Here is a 21,812-nt window from a genome sequence, read left to right on the forward strand (position 1 = left end):
TGATCCTCCGATCCGCCATGCCCTCCCACAACGACAACCTGACGTTGACGATGCCACCATATCACGGGATGCTGCGTCGCATCCGAGGTCGGGGCTGAGCCCAAAACATCGGATGTTGCGTAGCGATCGAACATCCGCTTTGCGATTTCACGGCAATAGGGAAGTTGGTTCCATCGTGCATCTCCGCCGATCCCGGATACGAAAATCGTGAACTCTCGGCCAGAACGTCCGCCACAAAAGGGGATGTGGCCACCACTTGCAATAACCATTGGCTAAATGGTTTCCTATTCTAATTGTGTCCCGCAATGTGCATGGTTGGGGCCATGTCTTTCACGCTGAAACAGATCAGGTATTTCGCTGCGGCTGCCGAGATGGGCTCGATCAGCGCCGCGTCGCATTCGCTGTCGATCTCGCAGAGCGCGGTGACTGAGGCGATCAAGGATCTTGAGGCGATCTTGGGCGTGAAGCTGTTCGAGCGCCACCCCCGCGGCCTACACATCACGCCGGAGGGGCGGCGGTTTCAGCGCAGCGTCACCGCGATCCTGGCGGAGGTTGCGAATGCGACCCGCGTGCTGGCCGAGGGTTCAAAGCGCGTTGGCGGGCAGTTGAACCTTGGCGTGACCTCTCTGACGGCGGGCTATGTTTTGTCCGAGATGCTGTCGAAATTCCGGCGCCTTCATCCGGATGTCGAGGTGACCGCCATCGAAGATACCGGGGAATATCTGGAGCATCTTCTGGTCGGCGGGGAGTTGGACGTCGCTGTCATGGTGACGACCAACCTGCGCAATGTTCACGCGCTTCAGTCCGAAATTTTCGAGGTGTCGCCCTTCCGCCTCTGGCTGCCGATCGACCACCCGCTGGCCAAGCAGCAAAGCATCGCGCTGCCGGATGTGGCGGATGAACCCCTGATCGTTCTGGATGTCGACGAGATGGAGCAGGAGGCGGTCAAGCTACTCTCGGCCTTTGGTAAACGGCCCAAGCTGGCCTTCCGCACCCGCAGCGTCGAGGCTGTTCGGTCGCTTGTGGCAACCGGGGCGGGCGTCGCGATTCTGCCCGATCTGGTCTATCGGCCTTGGTCGCTGGAGGGCGATCGGATCGTCAGCCGGGATGTCTCCGGGGCGCTTCCGGTGGTTCAGGTCGGGCTGGTCTGGCGCAAGGGTGCGGGGATGTCCGAAGCCACGCAGGAATTTATCACGATGATGCAAACACTAACCGCGTCCGGGGTCCGATGATGGTGCTCCCTATCGGAAAAGCCGATACAAAACCATCTGATTTTTGAATTTGCGATATCTGGTCGCCGGGCGCATCCTCTCAAAAAAACATATCGAACCTTGGGAGGAGTGACATGAAACGCTATCTGAAATCCTGCACCATATTGACCTTTGCGGTCGGTATCGCAGTTCAGCCGGTTTATGCCGAGATGATGACCTCGCTCGGCGCGGGCGAAGGCCAAGTCAGCATCGTCGCCTGGCCGGGTTATATCGAGCGTGGCGAAACGATGGAGGCCTTCGACTGGGTGACCGGCTTTGAGGCCGCCACTGGCTGTATCGTCAATGTCAAAACCGCGAACACCTCGGACGAGATGGTCGCGCTGATGAACGAAGGCGGGTTTGACCTTGTCACCGCGTCGGGCGACGCGTCGCTGCGCATGATTGCCGGTCGTCGGGTTCAGGAAATCAACCCGGCGCTGATCCCGTCCTGGGGCACTTTGGACCCGCGTCTGGAAAGCGCACCCTGGCATACCGTCGACGGCAAGCATTACGGCACGCCCTATATGTGGGGCCCGAACGTGCTGATGTATAACACCGAGGCCTTTGGCGGCAACGCGCCGACCTCGTGGAATGTGGTCTTTGAAGAGCAGATCCTGCCGGACGGGCAGAGCAACTCGGGCCGCGTGCAGGCCTATGACGGACCGATCCACATCGCCGATGCCGCGCTCTACCTGATGCATCACCAGCCGGAGCTGGGCATTACATCGCCCTACGAGCTGAACGAAGAGCAATATGCGGTTGCGCTGGATTTGCTGCGCGGTCAGCGCAAGCTGGTCGGCCGCTACTGGCATGACGCCTTCATCCAGATCGACGACTTCAAGAACGAAGGCATGGCGGCCTCGGGCTCGTGGCCGTTCCAGGTGAACCTGCTGCAGGGTGATGGCGCACCGATCGCCTCGGTCATCCCGGTCGAGGGCGCAACGGGCTGGGCCGACACCACCATGATGCATGCCGATGCCGAGCATCCGAACTGTGCCTATATGTGGATGGAACACACGCTGAGCTCGAACCTGATGAGCGACCTGTCGGTCTGGTTCGGTGCCAACCCGGCTGTGCCCGCCGCCTGTACCGATGGCCGCGGCATGCAGAATGCCGAGGGCTGCACCAAGAACGGCTTTGACGATTTCGAGCGTATCGCGTTCTGGCAGACCCCGGTCAGCAAATGTGAAAGCCAGGGCGAATGTGTGCCCTACTATCGTTGGGTCTCGGATTATATCGGCGTCATTGGCGGCCGTTGATTTGACCTGAAACCTCTGCCGTCCCGGTCCTGCGGGGCGGCAGGCTGCTATCCTAGAGAGACACCATGACTACTGCAGTCCGATTCCGCGGCGTTTCCCGCCATTTCGGAAATGTGAAAGCTGTTGACCGCGTAGACCTTGAGGTCGCGCCTAGTGAGTTCTTTGCCATGCTTGGCCCGTCGGGCTCGGGCAAGACGACCTGCCTGCGGCTGATCGCCGGGTTCGAACAGCCGACCTCTGGCGAGATCGAGATTTTTGGCGCGGAATCCTCGCGCGTGCCGCCCTATCGCCGCCCTGTAAACACCGTCTTTCAGGATTATGCGCTGTTTCCCCATCTCAGCGTGACCGAAAACGTCGCCTACGGGTTGATGATCAAGGGGCTGGGCAAAGCCGAGCGCCGCCGCGCCGCCGAAGAGGCGCTGGAGCTTGTCGCACTGCCGGGTTATGGCGGCCGCAAGCCCTCGGACCTGTCCGGCGGGCAGCGTCAGCGTGTCGCGCTGGCCCGTGCGCTGGTCAACAAGCCCAAGGTTCTGCTGCTGGACGAGCCGCTGGGCGCGCTGGACCTCAAGCTGCGCGAGGCCATGCAGGAAGAGCTGAAAACCCTTCAACGGCAGCTGGGCATCACCTTTGTCTTTGTCACCCATGATCAGGGCGAAGCCTTGTCGATGGCCGATCGGGTTGCCGTTTTCGATCAGGGCAAGATCCAGCAAATCGGCTCGCCCGAGGATATCTATGACCGCCCCGACACGCCGTTCGTGGCGGATTTCGTGGGCTCTTCCAACGTGCTCCACCCAGAGCTGGTCCGCAAACTGACCGGCAAATCGGCCCATGCCAGCCTGCGCCCCGAGGCGATCCGCCTGACCAGTGAAGGCCCGGCGGCCACGGTGCAGTCCTGCGCCTTTCTGGGCTCGGCGACCCGTGTTTCGCTGGACTGGGATGGCGAACAGGTCGCCGTTCTTCTGCCCAAAGGCGCAGAGATACCGGTGCCGGGTCAGACTGTTCACCTGTCCTGGGAGGCCGATGCGCTTTACCTGATGGAGGGCGCTAATGGCTGACGCACGCCCAAACGGCGCGTTCGGACGCCTGTCGGATCTGCTCTGGCGCAGGCCGCGGGTTCTGCTTCTGCTGCTGATCGGCCCGCCCGCCTTGTGGCTTGGCGTGATCTATCTGGGGTCGCTCTTTGCGCTGCTTGCGCAAAGCTTCTTCTCGATTGACGAGTTCTCGGGCCTGATCAATTACGAATTCACCCTGCGCACTTATGGCGAGCTATTCCGCCCGGCCAATCTGGATATCATCCTGCGCACCGTGGTGATGGCGACCAGCGTGACCATCGCGGCCGCGGTGATCGGCTTTCCGGTCGCCTATTACGCCGCGCGTTTCGCGCGTGGGCGCTGGAAGGCGCTGTTTTATCTGGGCGTGATGCTGCCGCTTTGGTCCAGCTATCTGGTCAAGGTCTATAGCTGGAAGCTGATCCTTGCGAAGGAGGGCATCCTGAGCTGGGTCTTTGCAGAGCTGCACCTGACCTGGCTGCTCGAGGCCTACCTCTCGATCCCGGTGCTGGGCGGTAACTCGCTTTCGGTCAGCTGGACGGGCACCTTCCTTGTGTTCCTCTATGTGTGGATCCCCTTCATGATCCTGCCAATCCAGGCGGCGCTCGAGCGCGTTCCGGCCTCGATGCTCGAGGCCAGCGGAGACCTGGGCGCCCGGCCGGGCCAGACCTTTCGCCATGTGTTGCTGCCGCTCGCGCTGCCGGGTGTCATTGCGGGGTCGATCTTTACCTTCTCGCTGACGCTGGGTGACTACATCATTCCGCAGATCGTTGGCACCTCGGCCAGGATGATCGGTCAGGCGGTCTATCAGTTCCAGGGCACGGCCGGGAATATTCCGCTTGCCGCCGCCTTTGCCATCGTTCCGATCCTGATCATGGGCGTCTATCTCTATGTCGCACAACGAAAGGGGGCTTTCGATGCACTCTGACCGCGCCTCCTTCGGCCTGAAACTCGCAGCAGGGGCGGGGCTGACTTTCATGCACCTGCCGATCCTGTTGATCTTCGTCTATGCCTTCACGACCGAGGACAAATCCTATCAATGGCCGCCCCCCGGCCTGACACTGAAATGGTTCGCCGTGACCTGGGAGCGTCCGGACGTCTGGGAGGCTCTCTCCCTGTCGGTGCGGGTTGCCAGCATCTCGACCGTGATCGCGCTTCTGTTGGGCACGCTCTGCGCGGCGGCCGTGGCACGCGCCAAGTTCTTTGGTCGCGAGACGATCTCGCTGCTTGTGATCCTGCCGATTGCACTTCCCGGCATCATCACCGGCATCTCGCTGCGGGCGGCCTTTAACCTGGGGGACATCCCGTTCAGCTTCTGGACTATCGTCCTGGGCCACGCGACTTTCTGCATCGTGGTTGTCTACAACAACGCGGTGGCGCGGTTCCGGCGGACTTCGGGCAGCCTGGTCGAGGCCTCTATGGATCTGGGCGCGAATACCTTCCAGACCTTCCGCTATGTCATCCTGCCCAATACCGCCACGGCGCTTCTGGCGGGCGGCATGCTGGCCTTCGCCCTAAGCTTTGACGAGGTGATCGTGACCACCTTTACCGCCGGGCAGCAGCAGACGCTCCCAATCTGGATGTTGGAAGAGCTGGTGCGCCCCCGTCAGCGCCCCGTGACGAATGTCGTTGCCATGGTCGTGGTGCTGGTGACCTTCCTGCCGATCCTCGGCGCATATTATCTGACCCGCGGCACGGAGAGCGTGGCCGGGCAAGGCAAATAAAGTAGAAAGGGCTCCCTGATGGAAACCAACATGCTGATTGGCAATTCTTTCGAAGCAGGCACGGATCAGGAAGAAATGGTCCTGAACCCCCGCACGGGCGAGGTGATTATCCAGATCCCCGAGGCCGACCCGGCGCAGATCGACCGCGCCGTCACGGCGGCGCGCGCGGCCTTCACCGGCTGGGCGCTGACCACCCCCGGCGAGCGCGCGGGCTATCTGCTGCGGATCGCGGATGCGGTCGAGGCTAATCTGGAGATGCTCGCCCAGCTAGAGGCACTGAACTGCGGCAAGCCGATCGACGGTGTGCGCAATGACGAAATTCCGGCGGTCGCGGATTGTTTCCGCTTCTTCGCGGGCGCGGTGCGCAACATGCATGGGCCGATTGCCGGGAATTACCTGCCGGGCCATACCAGCATGATCCGCCGCGACCCGATCGGCGTCGTCGCCTCGATTGCGCCGTGGAACTATCCGATCATGATGATGGCCTGGAAACTGGCTCCGGCCCTTGCAGGCGGCAACACCGTTGTCATGAAACCGTCCGAGCAGACGCCCCTGACCGCACTGGCTTTCGCCAAGATCCTAGCCGATATCCTGCCGGAAGGCGTGGTGAACGTGATCGCCGGCAAGGGCGGCTCGGTCGGGAACGCGCTGATCAACCATGACGGCGTCGATATGGTCTCGATCACCGGGGATGTGGCGACGGGGAAAAAGGTGCTTCAGGCCGCCTCGCGCACCGTCAAGCGCACCCATCTGGAGCTGGGCGGCAAGGCTCCGGTCATCGTCTATGACGATGCCGACCTGTCAGCGGTGGTCGAAGGGCTCAAGGCCTTTGGCTATTACAATGCCGGGCAGGACTGCACCGCAGCCTGCCGGATCTATGCGGGCGCAGGGATCTATGAAAACCTTGTGGCCGAGCTGTCCGCCGCAGCGGCCAGCATCGTCTATAACAATGCCGATGACAGCCTGAACGAGATCCCGCCGCTGATCTCGCCGCGCCAGCGCGACCGGGTCGCCAGCTTTGTCCAGCGCGCCGCTGACCTCTCGCATGTCGAGATCGCCACCGGTGGCGCAACGGTGGACGGGCCGGGCTTCTACTACAAACCCACCGTCGTCGCAGGCGCCCGCCAGGAAGACGAAATCGTCCAGCGCGAAGTGTTCGGCCCCGTGGTCTCGGTCACCCGGTTCACCGAGGACGACCCGGTCGTCGATTGGGCCAATGACAGCCAATACGGCCTGGCCTCGTCGGTCTGGACCGGAAATATCGGCCGAGCGATGGATGTCGCCGCCAGGCTGCAATACGGCTGCACCTGGGTGAACACACATTTCATGCTGACAACGGAAATGCCGCATGGTGGGCTCAAGCAATCGGGCTATGGCAAGGACATGTCCATGTATGCGCTCGAGGATTACACTGCGGTCAGACACATCATGGTGGCGCATTGACTGCGAAACTGGAGTTTCCGGTCTTGAACAACTCGGCACTTGGGAAAGCGTCGCGTCACCCCTTGCAACGGGGGTGTCCGGACGTTTGGAAAGTTGGGCGCTTCAGCAGGGGAAGCCGCCGTTCGCAATTCTGAGTCCAAGGCCCGGAAAGTCCCGCATGTAGCGAGTTCAGACAGCCTTTGTTTTGCGCTCGCAGCGAACGGCAGGTTCGACGGGCAGCCGGTAGGTGTAAGCTTCTCTTTGTTTATACTTAATTTTTCTTAGATTGACCAAGCGGCAATGGCAGCCTGATCCGATCAGTCCATATTGAGTGTTAGTGCATGACGGGCCTCTGGTCTATGTGAACGACGATTTCCGGAGCAGGCGGCTGGTATCCCAATGCGCTATGTGGCCGCTTGGTGTTGTAGTGTTTCCTTCAGCCTTCAATGATGATCTGAGCTTCTGTGAGCGATTAGAGAATTTCACGGTTCAACAGCACGTCGAGGAACCGCGCGCTGAAACTCTCGATATAACCGTTCTCCCAAAGTGATCCCGGCTCGATAAAGGCCGTCTTGACACCGACCCTCGCGATCCAATCCCGAACGGGCAATTCAACCGATATGGGATTGAACCGACGCCTGATAGGGATCAAGGCGTAGTCTTTCCGCTCAAACGGCCACAATGTCTGCTAGACCCGCAAAGCAGACGCCCAACGAGCTCTTTCTGATGGCTGCTTCTGACCTCACCAACGCGTATCCTACGCTTTATTTCGATTGGTTGTTAAGGCAATGCGACCGGGTTTTCATCGAGTGTCCGGAGGTAAGAAATCAAGTCTGCGCGATCCTGATCAAACCAAACTCCATCTAAGTCCATCTTTGTTCCCGGAATGTATTCTCGTGGACGCCCAAGAAACGAGTTGAGATTGTCGTAGTCCCAGACACCTGAAGTCGCTGAGAAAGCCGTCGAGTACTCGTAGCCATCGTACGAGCCAATGGTGCGCCCGAGAACTCCCCAAAGTGGCGGACCTTCATTGGCTTGAACTTGCCCATTGTTCTCCAGGCTGTGACAGGCTTTGCAGGCACCTGCCAGAGTTTTTCCTCGGCCCCTGTCGGCATTACCAATCAAGTGCTTCACACTAGGGATACTTGCACTTGTAGGTACGCCAGCATCCAATAGCATGGTCACGATTTCGTCGTGCCCACGCAACGAGGCGAAATGCAGTGCTGTCCCAAGCCAAGGATCCACGACAGTTGGATCAGCACCGGCTTCCAAAAGCAATCGAACAACTTCTGTGTGTCCGTTGCTTGACGCAACATGGATTGGGTATGCAAAAGTTTTTTCGTACTCAGCATTGGGAAGAGAGTAGTTTGGGTCGGCCCCAGCCTCCAACAGGGCCGCGACCACGTCCGTACGACCGAACCGAGATGCTACTACGAGTGGTGACGAACCTTCAAAACGAGCGCCTGTGGTGCTCGGCAGATCCACCGGCACTCCTTTTTCGATTTCTGACATAACTTTTGCGACATCGCCTTTTCGAGCCATCAAGTGGATCATTTCAGCGGAACTTGTCGACATGGTGGCGCATAGCGCAGCCACCCCCGCGAGAAATGTTTTCCAAGTTCTGTTCATTGCGGCATCCCCCCGGTTGTGGGAGCCTTAATATCACAACTAGTCGTCAATTTCATTTCTTGCAAAGAGTGGCCGCTTTGTCCCGCAATTCGGACATCGATCGATTTTCCCCAAATAACCGCTATGCGGGACAAACCGGCCGAACGACAATCGACGCAACCCGCGCATGAGCGGTCTTTCAACGAAAGAAAGCGAATGACCGCTCTTGAATTAGAGTGCCCGACTCCTCTGAGAGGACCGACCCACCTGCGGAAACTGCAACTTACCTGTCGTTACAAGTTACCTCTCGTTACAAGCCCTCTGATGACGCTTCAAGTAACAGAAAAACGGCCCAAGGAAACCAACTGAGCAAAACAAGTGTCATCAGCCGGGCGTATACCAGATTGGCGACGTATAAGCTCGCTCCTGCGTCTCTGTCGGCGCTTCTTCGGGCAGCGACGCGCCCATTCGGAAGGCATCGTAGACCGTCCATCGTGGTGTCGGGATTTCAATGACCCGGGCGTAGTAGAAAGCCGATTGCGAGGGATCGAAGTCGGGGTCAGTCCAGACCGTACCCATCTCTGCCTGACCAATCGAGTTCGTCCACGTGGCGCGCTCCACGTCGACGGTCGATCCGATGGCGGGCAACTTGCCGTTCGCATCGGGCTCGCGGTCCCCCGCCCAGACAACGTCATAAACTTTCTCCTGTGTCTCGCCATCGGCATCGAGCCAGCCCTTGACGATCTGAATGCGATCGAGGTTACCACCAATGGGGTCCTTCAAGGCATAGACCATGAAAGTAGGCGCTTGCGCGCCTTCCGGTGCCGCGGACAGATCACCTCCCATTGGCGTACCCTTTGCGTAGCCCGCCGTCGCGGGGGTCCGCGAGGTCAGATCATCCGTCGTATAGTTCCATCCACCGAAGAAACGCACGCCAATACGTGAACCTGTGGTGGCGTAGACCTCCTTTCGTTCCATCGCGTCGAAAATCGCTTCTCGCGTGTTATCGGTCGCCCAGACCGCTGCTAGACCCGAAGCGACCATCTCCCAGCCAAGGATCGCCACATCACCGAACTGGCCAACGATGTGCTCAGGCCGTTGCGGGTTCGGTTCGGCACCGGAGTGTTTGCCGAAGAAGTTGTCTTCCTGTGCGGTGGCGAGCGATGTATGGCTGTCGGTCGATCCGACCATGCCGAACTTGTAGGGGTTGGTGCCGAGCCGGGCTTCGAGCTTCAGGCCGGTCTTCAGCGCCTCGCGCGCGTACTCGCCCGCCAGCATGTCGTCAGTTTTCAGTTCCGACAGGTTCAAGTTGCCCTTGTCCCAGGTCTCGTAGTCTGCGAATTCGTCGTTGGGGCTGAGGAAGGGATGTGTTTCCCCGTCCCCCTTGATCTGCGTCGCCTCGTACATTGGTTCCCGGAGCGCGCGGGTCGCAACATATTCCTCGTCGAGTTCGGTGCCGTCATACTGAACGGTTTCGGGGAACATGATGCCGTTCGATAGATTCCCGTTGTGCGCCAGCGCCAGCACGTCGCCGCGCGTGCGCTCTTCGTAATTGGCCATCCAAGACCAGAGGTCTCGGGGGTTGATAGAGCCCATTGGCGCTTCAGTTGTAAATGGGTCGACCATGCCGGCCTTTTCGCCTCCGTCGCGGTAGATCACTACGCGATGCATATTCCCGCCCTGAATGAGCGAGGTCCATTCATAGCCTATGAAGCTGGTAAACAGGCCAGGTTCATAAGCCTCTTCGGCAGCCTCGATCTGGCGCTGCCAGACTGAGCGGAAAGGCTTTGAACCCGCTTCGACTGCAAGAACCGGGGAAATGGCCTCACCACGCGAATAGGCGTCGATCAGTTCCAGCGCCGCAGCCACTGCTTCATTCCCGCCATTCGCCACCATGGTAGCAATACGGTTGCCCTCGGGATCCGACATGATGGCCGGGTCCTGCGCGTAGATCATATCGAAGAGACCCATGTTGTCGGAATGGTCGGCGACCACCAGCCAGTCAAGCGGCCGCGACAACCTTGCCATGAAGCCTGTCGTGGCTTCCACTTCCTGTCCTTTGGCGAAGCGATAAGCGGCTCGGGCGTCCAATCTGTTGCCAAAGGCACCCGCATCAAAAGAAGTAGAAGTGTGCAGGTGGGTATCTCCCCACAACGGGCGGTCGGGTATGCCTCGTTGGGCGTAAGGAGAATACGACTTGCCGGGGAAAGCCTTGCTAAGGCTCGATCCCTCAGGTGTTGGTTCGAACGGCAGAGCTGCTGTACCGCAGACGGAAAGTGCTGTCGTTATCGAAAGAAGTAATCTCATAGTGTCCCCCACATTCGGTCCGCATCAAGCTTACCACAGGATGCCCGCACCAGGCTAAGTGAAGTGTGATTTTTTTGTATTCCTTTGACTCGGATCTGGCATCAAAAGCGGACACTCGCGCCGAAAATGCAAATGTCGGGTCCTAATCTAGCGCAAACAGACACAGTAAGATCATGACTTCGGCTTTGGGCTCAATGCGGTCTTTCAGCCAAATTTATTGAACGGCTGCAATGCGGGACAAACCGGTCGCTCATTCGGAGGTGAATGAGCCGAAATGTGTTTGCAACTTCCTTACTCCAAATTGCATCGATCCAGAATTTCTCTCGCTCTGAGAAAATCCGGCAAATCTCTTCCCTCCGTGAACTTTGTCAGGATTGGCTCCAGATGGTCGCGCGCAGCTTGCAGATCCCCGGACTGCAGGCGCAACTTCGTGAGATCCACCGCCGCCCGCAGCTCGAAAAGCCGCGCTTGCCGCGCTTGGGCTGCTGCCTTGGCTCTCTCGAAGCACTCCTTCGCGGCGTGATGCTCCGACGCGTCTTTGCAAAGAAGAATGTTTCCGCGGATCCGGTTAAATTCCGCATCCCACCAATGACCACCCGTATTTCCACCCATCTCGGACGCAGTCTCAACGATCTGCAGCGCAGCCTCGGCATTGCCCTTTTGGGCGAGCGCCAACGCAAAGGCGGCGTCCAACGGAAAACACCAAGCTCCCCAGAAACCCTGCCATCCGGAAATCGACCTTTCCATACGAGCCAGGCCCTCGGTTTCGGAGCCAGTTTCGGTTTCCACCCAGCCGACAAAACCACTTGCCAGATCGCGTGCCTCCGGCGGTAAACGTCCGGCATCCGTCAACGCGATAAGGCGACCGGCTTGTGAATTGATCGCATCATACTCCGATCTGAGCATCATGACGATCAACGAACAGAAGAGCGTTTCGAGAAGCGAATAGCCGTGGTTCAGGCGAATTGCCTGCCCGATCGCTTTATCCGCAATCTCCTTGGCGCGATCCGGATACCCTAAAACACACAAGTTCACTGCCTTCAGACTGTGGGCACAAAGCCCCGGATCGTGACCACCGTAGTGAAATGTCATCCAATGATGTTTTTCCTCTTCATAAGCCTCAATGCCTTTTTCCGTAGACGTCAGCGCACCGGCAAAATCGCCCAGCAAGGACAGAGCAGCCCACTCGCAGTGGTGACCTTCCAATTCGAGCGCTTCGTCCCCGATTTCCTTTGCCAGTGGAATAAGTCGATTTGCGAGGTCGTGCATCTTTGGCACTGCGCCGAGCATGAAATAGTAGAACCAAAGGCCCCAGAGTGCTTTGAACCGTTGCTCCGGCGCCCCGTGATCATCGCCAAGCTGCAGGGCGGTAAAGTAAGTTTCATACACTTCATCACTGGCGGGGCCGAGCACCTGTACCTGGCACGGTCCAATTGAAAGCAGGACGTCGATTTCCTTTGCGTGGCGCGCTTCACTCGCCGAAATCTCCCGCAAGTGTTCCAAAGCACGCGAATAGTTCTCAAGTGCTTCGGCAAATCCAGCAGTTTCATTGGATCGATCACCCGCCGCTATCCAAAAATCGATCGCCTCCGGGCGCAGACCAGCCTCCGTCAAATGATAGGCGATCATCGCAGGATCACTGTATTCGGCATGTTCCATGAGATGGCGTCCGATACGCTCGTGCAAATCGGACCGTCGCGACTTGAGAAGCGACCCATAGGCGGCTTCCTGGATCAAGGCGTGCCGAAATTCGTAGACGGCTTCGGACCCCGAACCGCGCCGTGACAGAAGCCCTTCCAGTTCAAGTGTTCTTAGCGACGAAAAAAGTGTTTCTTGATCGGCTTGATAAGCAACCAGAATAAGATCGGCTGTGAAACGACGACCAATGACTGCGCCAAGCTGTGCAACGTCTTTGACAGGCGACAATCTGTCCAGCCGCGCCATCAGTGTCTCTTGCAACGTCATGGGAATGGCTTGCTGAGGGATGTCACCCGCGACCACAAGGCGGTCCCCATCCTCTCGCAGATAGTCCGAATGAAGTATCGAGCGTGTCAATTCCTCAATAAATAAAGGCACACCGTCCGTACGTTGCGCGATCTGGTCTTGCACGCCGGCGGGCAACGAACGATCTTGCGTAACCGCTTGAATAAGAGCTCGCACCGCCTTCCGGTCCAGTCGCTTCAGCATCATGAATGAAACATGCGGATCGTTGGTCCAAGCCACTTCGACACCTGGACGTGCTGTGACGACCAGTAAAATCGGCAGTCTGGACGCAGCGTCGACAACTCGATTGACGAATTCCAGTGTTGAATCATCGCTCCAATGCAGATCTTCGAACACGATGAGCATGGGCCCCTTCGCGCTGCGTAACTCAACCATTTCCATTAGCTCAACCAGAACATGTTCCCGGCGCAATTCCGGATCAGGTTCGATGTCCGACATCGTGCGAGCGTTTTTCAGACGGAGGAGAGACGCGATTATCTCGTTTGGATTTTCACCAAGCGCGGACTTGAACTTGGACAAGCGTCTTTCAGGGTTGTCGTCGTGGGCAAGCCCTGCCACGTGCTCAAAATACCCGATAACGGGCGCAAAAGCAGTTCCCCTGTGAAAATTCGAACACTGGAATTGCAGTCGGGTGATGTCGTCATTCACAATTTCGCGTCGCAGGCTTTTGAGAAGCCTTGATTTGCCAATTCCAGCTTCTCCCGAAATGAAAACAACGGAACCGGTTCCCTGCTCCACCGAAGCCCATCGGCGCCGAAGCAGGTCGGCTTCCTCTGATCTGCCCACCAAGTCAGTAATGTCGGCGCCGCGCAGCACATCGAACCGGTTGGTGCCTGTCTTCTCGTGTAAAACGCGCCATGCGGGCAGAGGATCGGAAAAACCGGAGATTTGTTGCGCGCCCAACGCTTCGTAATCGAAGACATCTCCGACCAACGCGTGAGTTTCTGCCGAGATGACGATTGAACCGGGGTCGGCCAGGGTTTGGAGGCGGGCCGCCAAATTGGGTGTCTCACCGACGACCGAGTCAAAATCAGTCACTGACGCACCCGTCATATCACCGATCACGACCGTGCCTGTTGCAATCCCAATTCTGACTTCCAGACTGTCCGGGGCGCCAGGTCCGACGGGTGAGACTTGGCTTACACTCGAGACGACATTTCGCGCCGCCCGAACAGCGTTTTCACTGTCATTTTCTTTCGCGTCCGGAAACCCGAAGTAGGCGAGGACCCCGTCGCCCAGCAACTTGGCCACATGGCCACCATGATCGACTATCGTTTGGGAAACTGCGTGATGATACTGCTGCATGAGGCGACGGAGATCTTCCGGGTCGAGTTGGGCAGACAGTTTGGTCGACCCCACTAAATCGCAGAACATAACGGTCAATTGCCGCCGTTCGGCCAGCACGTCTTCCTGCTCAGTTCTTGGCTGTTTCTTTTCAGAGGTTTCGTTCGTTTCCAAGAAATTGAGCGCGGCAATCAATTTTCGCCGGTGACCAAGGGAAAGGCCCAACGAGATCAGATCATCATCAGTCAGATGGTGCAGAGTCTCGAAATCCACATCGTTATCGTTGAAAACACTCAGATACTGCCCAAGGGCCAAGCTCTCGAGAAACTCAGTCAGATCTACCATCGGCGCCCCTCAAAAACCTTTAACTCGCGCTCACGGCACTCGTTGCAAAGAGACCCTAGCAATAACTTAGAAAGTTGTCGCTGCTTACTCTGAACCGCACCGGGTTAGCCGGAGGCTCCAATCACTTCAACCAGGAAAGATTGCTAGCCAGCAGAGATGCCTTCTGGCTAATATGCACCGTCACTCTCGCCGAGTGGAGCGAATTTGGTGCGGCCTAAAAGGCAAGTCTACGAGCCTAGCCGAGACTGGTTCGAACCGGCTGCACAGTATCCATCGATACGCTTATTGATCCTTGTCAAGATTTGAACGAGCAAGGAATGGTACAGTCAATGGTAATTCAGGGCTGAAGCGCTTGAGAAGACTACCGGTGACCGTATCACGTTGCGCAGGACCGCAGTGTATTCGGTGGCAGAAGGCAAGATTGTGCTGGAAGAGTTCTTCATGCTGCCTAAGTAAGAAGAGCGATTAACAACATCGTCTATTTGTTGGTTTAATCAGTGCGCATGGCTCTTGGGCGAATTGAAATTCCGGACGGAGGTCGGGAATGCAACACAGAACAGTGGCATATTATGTAGGAGTTGATGCTGACGACGCGTCGATTTTGGAATGCGCTGAAACTGCCCGTATTCAGAACGGCCACTTGATTTGTGTAATGATCGCGGCTTTACCTAACCTGCCTTACTTAAAGTATGGATCAAACAGGTTCGTTGAGGGGGGTCTTCCCTCAAACTGGTTGGATGTTCTTAACGCGCAAAATGCCGCCTTGATGTCCCGCGCCACTGAAGTTGAAGCGTTTCTGGTCGAGCAGGGCGTACCGGCAAATGTGATCGCCTTTATGGGATCTGGAGCAGAGTTACAGCATCTTGTGGCAGGACAAGCAAATTGCTCTGATATCGCTTTTCTAGACGCTGAGTTGCGAAAAGACCCCGATTTATTTCACAAGATCGCGTGCGGAGTGTTGTTTCATTCGCCGGTCCCCCTGATGATCAATGGAGATCCGTTTGCCCAACGCGACTGCATTTTTTTGGCATGGAATGATAGCCTGCCTTCGTCTAGGGCTGCGCATTTAGCTTTACCCTATTTTCTGGCGGCCAACGAAGTTGTGATTGGGTGTTTTGATTTGCCGTCGCCTGATGACGTAAAAGATCAAGTGCCCGGAACTGACATTGCTGGATGGCTCAGCCATCACGGTTGCAACGCGACCGTGTCGCAGTTCCCATGTAGTGGGGCTTCGATCGAACACTGCATTCAAGAACGCGCAAGAGAATTGGGGGCCGACCTCGTTGCTATGGGCGCTTATGGGCATTCTCATTTGCGTGAGTCAGTTTTTGGGGGAACGACGCAAGCAATGTTAGAGCAGACGAGGTTGCCAGTGCTTTTCGGACACTGATTAAACGAACCGGCGACTGTGATTTGCTGGGAGCCATAGCTAAAAATGTTCACCTGCAAATGCGGGAGCAGCCAGTTGTTATTAGGGAATCGCTTGAGATTGATGCTGGTTTGCCCGACTGTTTCAGCCAAGGAAATCTATTACAATTGACGTCAGTTCGTCCCAGTCAGTAAATTCCCGAGCCCCATCTTGTGGATCGATTTTTCGACCGAGCAAGACAACGTGCTTAAGGACCTCCCTCTCAAAATACCCGTAGTTCTCGGGCCTCACCGCGCCTGCGATCAACGCCGTCGCATTCGGTTCAAAACCTGTTCGCATAAACATTTCGTTGAGATAGTCGCGTGCTTCTTCTCGACCTGACGCGAAAGAAGCTTTTAGACCAACGGAAAGCACGAGAGACTTTCGTTTAGTTAGGGCATCTCTATTTGAAGTGACAAAAGCCTCGAATGACTCGGGGTGCCTACGTTCGTGGACAGGGGCCAGAAGAACAACCTTGACCACACCGTCAAGCGATACGTGGCCAGAGAAATCATCGGTATTGATCAGGTTTGTTTTGAAACCGGCATTCTTCGCGACATTACAGATGAAACGCGCAATCTTTGCTGTGTGGCCTTCGACGGTAGCGAAGGCGATGAGTACGGTCATTCCGATCCTCCCAAAATCGGCCTGAATAGATTTTTTATTATGAGAAAGTGGCGAGCGTTGCCCTTGATCTCCATCAAAGGCGTTTCTTGGCAACATATCGGGATAGTTGTGGTACGTAATTGCTGTCCAAGCGGAGAATGATTTTGAGGAAGTTCGCGACGACAGCTATTTCCAAGAGAACTTGCTTGTTTCGGCTGACAATTTTGAAACTAGCAAGGCCAAATGGTCCGTTTTGCTATCTTAAGGAAAAGGTCAAGGCAGCGGTGAAAATTGTAAAACTGATGCACCCGCATAGTCACATCCATACCTAAGCTGGAAGAGATGAACCTGAACCGGCCAGACAGTAGGAACTCGACTAAGATTATTGAAAACGCAAGCATTCCAAGCCCAGACGCGAGCTCTTGATGAAATGATCGCGGTGGCCATCCCAGAGACCAAGAAAAACCCAAGGGAGCCAAGATCAGCAAAACGTAAATCAGCGCCAGATAAGGCCATTTCATACGGTTTTGCTCCACTGCGCTAAAGGTAGGCAACTCGGGCTCACTTAGAATAAACGCTAAGCTGACCTGGGGTTCCGATCAAGACTACTGAGATTGGTGTTAACTCCAGCACGACCTGGCAAGTCTGTTGGACGACGGTTCCCGTTTCTGTTCGTTCAACCGGTGCGAGCGATCTGGCGACGGATGAGGTTGTATGCTTGCGCAAGATCAAGGTCCTTGACCGCGTTTTCTGCCATAATGTTGCGCGCGAAATCAGACCAAAGGAGGAGGCTCAAAAAATGCTAGAAGACAAAAAGTCCCCGCAACTTTTCACTGGAACGCATCCGCTCTCCGACAACTTTCGGCGTGAAATGGAAACGTTGATGTCGCGTTTTTTGGGGGGAGGATCACCCTTCCTGCCGATGGAAACGGCTGCGCAACGCACGGGTTTTCCGTCTCTCGATATGACGGGGGCGATTTCACCGGCAATCGATGTCCAAGAAACGGATTCTGCGATTGTCCTGACGGCTGAATTGCCAGGGCTGGAAGAGGATGACGTGGAAATTGAAATCAAGGATCGTAGACTAATCCTGCGCGGTCAGAAGAAGATTGCGCATGATGAAACGGGCGACCTGCGTGTCAGCGAAAGAAGCTATGGCAGCTTTTCCAGAGCCATGTCGCTACCAGACACTGTGGAAATCGACAAGATTTCAGCAACATTCGACAAAGGCGTTCTACATATCGAAATGCCGAAGACTGAGCCTCAGGATCCAAGCCGTAAGATCAAGGTATCGTCGAAATAGACGGTCAGCTGGCTCGATACGAAGCTTGAAAATGCCAAAGCAGAGGGTCGATCATTGATTGGCCTTCTTTGAGCTGCGGCCTGAAAGATGTTTTTCGGTTGAATCCGGGCAGACATTGCAAGTGTTTATATAAATGCGTTTTTTGTACATTCGCACCAGGCCATGGGTTTGGTGTTGCAGCGTGGTAGAATGCCCTCACGCGTTTGGATAGGGGGCCTTAATGCAAAACCAGAAGCGAGTAGCATTACACCCTCAGGACACGCTGGTGAAGGTGAGGTTCGGGCCTTTCTGGAGAGCCTGACCGGACCATCGCGCAGAAACGTGAATTGGCTGGTCGATAAAGCTCAGACCGTTTCTGTTGACGATGGCAGGGTGTTAAGCCTTCGACCTAAAGGCAACCTGCCTCCGCATGATAACGATATTGCGACCCTACAGTGGGTTGACGAGGGTTACACAATAACCACGTCAGCAGGGCGCAATATATGGGTATACGGACAAAAAGCCTCATCGGCGTCTCTTAATCATGGCGACATGATCGAGTTTGGCGAAACGAGCCCTATGTCTCGATACAGGTTGTGCGATCACTCATTTCCCGCGCACCATACGGTCGAAGATATCTTTAGTGACGCATATGCCTACGCCCGAGCGAGCCGCCGACCTTTTGCTAAAAAGATGTCTGGTGCCCTGCGCGATAGTGGACGGCGGCTTGCGTCTCAGACCACGATACTGTTCAGGATAACAGTTCTTGCAACGCTTCTTGTGATCGCGGGGATTGGGTACCTGCTTTACTAGAACGACCGGCGCTTGGCGGATATTATCGAACAGGAGTCCCGTAAGATCGAAGCGGTCGCGGTTATGCTCGCCCAGACGCGAGAAGATGCACTTACGCCTGATGAACTGGCTTCGTTGCTGTCTGACGTCAGCACCAATGGGACAGTTTAGGTCGATTTGATAAGAGAGGGTTTCTGGCTCTTCGTAACCGCCAAGGAGTGGAGATGAGACAGAAACCCGGAACACGCAAGAGCCATGGCGAAAAGATCGTCAAGGACATCCGCCGCGCGACGCGCAAACAGTATTCAGCAGAAGAGAAGTTTAGGATCGTGCTGGACGGCCTGAAGGGGGAGGACAGCATTGCGGAGCTATGCCGTCGCGAGGGTATTGCCCAGAGCCTGTTTTACAGTTGGTCCAAGGAGTTCCTCGAAGCTGGGAAGAAGCGCCTGGCGGGTGATACGGCCCGTGCAGCGACATCGACCGAGGTCAAAGATCTGCGCCGCGAGGCACGCGATCTGAAGGAAGTGGTTGCCGAACAGGCTCTTGAACTGCGGTTGCTCAAAAAAAGCATGATCGCGGATGGGGGCGACGACGAATGAGGTATCTGTCACCCGGCAGTCGCTGCTTGCAGCGATGAGAGGGCTGCATCCGAAAACTGGAGATCATCCGCCTCGTCGAAGGTTCGCATCTCCCGACCAAGCGCACTTTGGAAAAGCTGAGCATCCCGAAGTCCACCTTCTATCGCTGGTATGACCGGTATCTGTCGGGTGGTCCTGAGGCGCTTGAGGATCGTAGTCCCAAGCCATCACGGGTCATGTCCGAGGGGCGCCATACTATCCGCAAACTCAGGGAAAGATCGAGCGCTGGCACCAGACCTTGAAGAACCGTATCTTGCTGGAAAACTACTACCTGCCCGGTGATCTCAGGCAGCAGATCGATGCTTTCGTCGATCACTACAACCACCGGCGCTATCATGAGAGCCTGCAAAACCTCACCCCGGCCGATGTCTACTTCGAGCGCGGCCACACCATTCTGAAACAACGAGAAAGGATCAAACGGAAGACAATCGAAACCCGGCGCTTGCTTCACCGCAAATCCGCCGCATAATCAAACCAAACAGATGCGCCAGATCCTCTCTTAGCTCAGCCGGCCATCTGTCCCAAAATCCCTGACGACGGACAGGAGGAGAATATGCAGGTTTATCGAGGCATTTTACTGGCACTGTTAGTCACGGGGCCTGCACTAGCGCAGGAGGTCCGCCTCAGTGAGGGAAGTGATTTGTACCGGACGTATTGCTGGCAATGTCACGGTTTCGAAGCGACCGGAGACGGGCCAATGGCCGAAATGTTGGCTATTCGAACACCCGACCTTACCAAATTGGCGGGCGAAAACGACGGTGTGTTTCCGATAGTTCGCATAGCTGAACAGATTGATGGTCGTTCACAATTGCTCGCTCATGGGGGCGAAATGCCAATCTTTGGCGCGGTGTTTGAGACAGACCAGCAAATCGCGGTGGCTTTGCCCAATGGGCAACCTATGATGGTTGGCCTGCCGTTGGCGAATTTGCTCGCTTTTCTTGAATCGATCCAGTCTGAATAGCCGCTGACCAATCCGCTAGTCGGTATCCGCCGTGCGTCTGATCGACATGAGAGTCAACGGCGGCCCCAACACCTCGAAGGCCACAGTACTGGCCAGAGTAAAGGCCATGATCGACGCGGCCCAATGCGGAAATTGCTCTCCAGCTACAAGGGCCATTCCGACCGCAACACCGGCCTGTGGCAACAAAGCGGGACCGTACCAGCGGGTCTGACGGCGAGGCAGGCCGCCCAGTTTTGCTCCGCAGTAACCTCCGACAAGGCGGGCCACGGCGCGCAAAAACAGAAAAAGTGCACCAGCCCAGCCCATCAAGCCGAAGGCTTCAATGTCCAACGTGGCGCCAGCCAGCAGAAAGAACAGAATCATGAACGGCCACTGAATGTGCTCGATCTCATGAAAAGCACGGTCGTGATGGCGCGCAAGATTTCCGATAACCGCGCCCGCAACCATGCCTGCTACCAAGAATGAAACCTCCAGCCAAAGCGCGAGGCCCGCTGTCAGAAAGACTATGCCCACTGCTTCTGCCTGCATGGGTTCTCCGGGTTTCAAGCGGCCTGTCAGGTAAGCGGATGGCACGCCCAGTGCGGTACCCAATAGTATCGCCCCTCCGAAGTCCCACATCGCTGTGGTCGTGACGGTGGCCCAACCAACCGAATGACCGGCCAGAACCAAGGCGATGCTGAAAACGATCAGACCCCAAGCGTCATCAATTGCGACTACGCCCTTTAATGTTTCGGTAAAGCTGTTGGACACCCCAGATTGTTTGATCACGTCTGCAATGGCGGCCGGAGCTGTAGCCGTGCCAATTGCCGCCAGCACCAACGCCAACCCGAACGGTACGCCAATTGAGGTCAGTCCAACCGACACAATAACAAGGGTTGCAACCACGATTGAAATCGAAATCGTCAGAATGGCTCGGCCATGCCGAACCAGGTTTTTGCGGGTCAAAGATCCTCCAAGAAGAAACGCGACCATCGTCAAGGCAACAATGGAGATCTCATCGAACCACTTGGCAACGTCGACCGGGATCACCCCGAATCCTGCGTTCCCGGCAATCAGGCCGAGGAACAGTAAGGTTGTAACACGAGGAAGATGCGTGGCTCGGCCAAGTTGATCGGCCGCCAATCCGGCAAGGAAAAGGACACCAAGGGTAATCAGAAAGCCGGCAATGTGCATAGAAAACCGCGCGTTAAGTTCTTGTCTAGACTACTCTAACTCCAACCCGGCCTGCTAGGAACCGATGTCGGAGAGATTGCGAGTGTCCCGTCGCATCTTTAGCCGAAGGTCCTAAAAATAAGGGATATTGATCTGTATTAAGGCGAAAGCGCGCCGCAGGTGGCACAATAACCCATTCAGGGAATGAGGAGGAATTTTCGATGCCGACAAAGAAATCTAACACAAATAGCCCGACCTCACTTTTGGATGTTTTCAAGCAAATGCAGCCGCCCATTTCTGGCAATCCGGCCTTTGGTGCCCAGATCGAACAATTTTGGGACGCGCAAGAGAAATTGCTCGAAGAAACCGAGGCCTTTGCGCAGCATTGGTTCGAACGGCGTCATGAGGCGGTCCGGACGGCTCTAAAAGCTGCACGCAATGTGTCTTCCGCGAACCCGTCCGATCCTTCTAAAGCCTTTCAGAGCATGGCGGAGTGGCAGCGCCATTCGGCGGAGCGGTTGGTTGCTGACGCTCAGGAATGGTTCGAAACCGTGTCCCGTTGTGCATCTTATGTCGCTGAAACCGAAGCTGAAGCTGTTGAGAAAACAGTTGATGATGTTGTAGCCGCTACAAAGGGCGCGGGGAAATCTTCAAAGTCTGAGCCTGTGTAGGTTTCCTGCTGCCGAGGAACCAAACTGGAATCATTGGAGCAGTAGATAGG

General features: G+C 56.4%; 15 protein-coding genes and 2 pseudogenes. 11 read left to right on the top strand and 6 right to left on the bottom strand.

Annotated elements, in window-relative coordinates; genetic code table 11:
• The first annotated feature begins 323 nt into the window (after window positions 1-323).
• From I9182_RS09590 to I9182_RS09615, 6 genes are all read left to right on the top strand, one after another.
• Window positions 324-1,232, top strand: a complete 909-nt coding sequence (locus I9182_RS09590) for a LysR family transcriptional regulator (protein WP_209598099.1) — start codon at window positions 324-326, stop codon at window positions 1,230-1,232.
• A gap of 113 nt (window positions 1,233-1,345) precedes the next feature.
• Window positions 1,346-2,509, top strand: a complete 1,164-nt coding sequence (locus tag I9182_RS09595; protein ID WP_209598100.1) for an ABC transporter substrate-binding protein — start codon at window positions 1,346-1,348, stop codon at window positions 2,507-2,509.
• A gap of 65 nt (window positions 2,510-2,574) precedes the next feature.
• Entirely contained in the window at window positions 2,575-3,564 is a 990-nt protein-coding gene (locus tag I9182_RS09600) for an ABC transporter ATP-binding protein (protein WP_209598101.1), read from the top strand.
• Window positions 3,557-4,486 (top strand): ABC transporter permease, encoded by a 930-nt coding sequence (locus tag I9182_RS09605; protein WP_209598102.1) that lies wholly within the window; start codon window positions 3,557-3,559, stop codon window positions 4,484-4,486. The genes I9182_RS09600 and I9182_RS09605 overlap by 8 nt, the downstream gene beginning before the upstream one ends.
• The gene (locus tag I9182_RS09610) at window positions 4,476-5,282 is read left to right on the top strand and encodes an ABC transporter permease (protein ID WP_209598103.1); all 807 of its coding nucleotides are present in this window, start codon (window positions 4,476-4,478) and stop codon (window positions 5,280-5,282) included. The genes I9182_RS09605 and I9182_RS09610 overlap by 11 nt, the downstream gene beginning before the upstream one ends.
• A gap of 18 nt (window positions 5,283-5,300) precedes the next feature.
• A complete protein-coding gene (locus I9182_RS09615) occupies window positions 5,301-6,725 on the top strand; it encodes a gamma-aminobutyraldehyde dehydrogenase (RefSeq protein ID WP_209598104.1) in 1,425 nt (474 codons plus the stop codon).
• Window positions 6,726-7,038: 313 nt separating this feature from the next.
• On the opposite strand, the pseudogene I9182_RS09620 reads toward I9182_RS09615, so the two are convergent.
• The 4 genes and pseudogenes from I9182_RS09620 to I9182_RS09635 all read right to left on the bottom strand — a co-directional run.
• A pseudogene (locus tag I9182_RS09620) lies at window positions 7,039-7,308 on the bottom strand (transposase); the annotation flags it as partial.
• 176 nt (window positions 7,309-7,484) lie between these two features.
• On the bottom strand, window positions 7,485-8,333 hold the full coding sequence (locus I9182_RS09625) for an ankyrin repeat domain-containing protein (protein ID WP_209598105.1): 849 nt from the start codon (window positions 8,331-8,333) through the stop codon (window positions 7,485-7,487).
• A 363-nt stretch (window positions 8,334-8,696) separates the two neighbouring features.
• Window positions 8,697-10,619: a DUF3604 domain-containing protein gene (locus tag I9182_RS09630; protein WP_209598106.1), complete on the bottom strand. Its 1,923-nt coding sequence runs from the start codon at window positions 10,617-10,619 to the stop codon at window positions 8,697-8,699.
• A 291-nt stretch (window positions 10,620-10,910) separates the two neighbouring features.
• On the bottom strand, window positions 10,911-14,252 hold the full coding sequence (locus I9182_RS09635; protein WP_209598107.1) for an adenylate/guanylate cyclase domain-containing protein: 3,342 nt from the start codon (window positions 14,250-14,252) through the stop codon (window positions 10,911-10,913).
• Window positions 14,253-14,796: 544 nt separating this feature from the next.
• Here I9182_RS09635 and I9182_RS09640 point away from each other — a divergent pair.
• Window positions 14,797-15,642: a universal stress protein gene (locus I9182_RS09640; RefSeq protein ID WP_209508035.1), complete on the top strand. Its 846-nt coding sequence runs from the start codon at window positions 14,797-14,799 to the stop codon at window positions 15,640-15,642.
• Between the two features lie 123 nt (window positions 15,643-15,765).
• Here I9182_RS09640 and I9182_RS09645 read toward each other — a convergent pair whose 3' ends face one another.
• Complete coding sequence (locus I9182_RS09645) at window positions 15,766-16,287, bottom strand: flavodoxin domain-containing protein (RefSeq protein WP_209508037.1); 522 nt, start codon at window positions 16,285-16,287, stop codon at window positions 15,766-15,768.
• A gap of 697 nt (window positions 16,288-16,984) precedes the next feature.
• Here I9182_RS09645 and I9182_RS09650 point away from each other — a divergent pair.
• From I9182_RS09650 to I9182_RS09660, 3 genes and pseudogenes are all read left to right on the top strand, one after another.
• Window positions 16,985-17,569 (top strand): Hsp20/alpha crystallin family protein, encoded by a 585-nt coding sequence (locus I9182_RS09650; RefSeq protein ID WP_209508039.1) that lies wholly within the window; start codon window positions 16,985-16,987, stop codon window positions 17,567-17,569.
• 995 nt (window positions 17,570-18,564) lie between these two features.
• Window positions 18,565-19,447 (top strand): annotated as a pseudogene (locus I9182_RS09655) (helix-turn-helix domain-containing protein).
• A gap of 84 nt (window positions 19,448-19,531) precedes the next feature.
• Window positions 19,532-19,939 carry a c-type cytochrome gene (locus I9182_RS09660; protein ID WP_209508044.1) on the top strand — a complete coding sequence of 136 codons (408 nt, stop codon included), beginning with the start codon at window positions 19,532-19,534 and terminating at the stop codon, window positions 19,937-19,939.
• A 15-nt stretch (window positions 19,940-19,954) separates the two neighbouring features.
• On the opposite strand, the gene I9182_RS09665 is transcribed toward I9182_RS09660, so the two are convergent.
• Window positions 19,955-21,112 (bottom strand): cation:proton antiporter, encoded by a 1,158-nt coding sequence (locus tag I9182_RS09665; RefSeq protein WP_209598108.1) that lies wholly within the window; start codon window positions 21,110-21,112, stop codon window positions 19,955-19,957.
• A gap of 200 nt (window positions 21,113-21,312) precedes the next feature.
• Between I9182_RS09665 and I9182_RS09670 the strand changes: the two genes are divergently transcribed.
• Window positions 21,313-21,762 (top strand): phasin family protein, encoded by a 450-nt coding sequence (locus tag I9182_RS09670; protein ID WP_209508048.1) that lies wholly within the window; start codon window positions 21,313-21,315, stop codon window positions 21,760-21,762.
• The last annotated feature ends 50 nt before the right edge of the window (window positions 21,763-21,812 follow it).

Source organism: Ruegeria sp. HKCCSP351, assembly GCF_017872535.1.
In the GTDB taxonomy this organism is placed as follows: Bacteria; Pseudomonadota; Alphaproteobacteria; order Rhodobacterales; family Rhodobacteraceae; genus Ruegeria.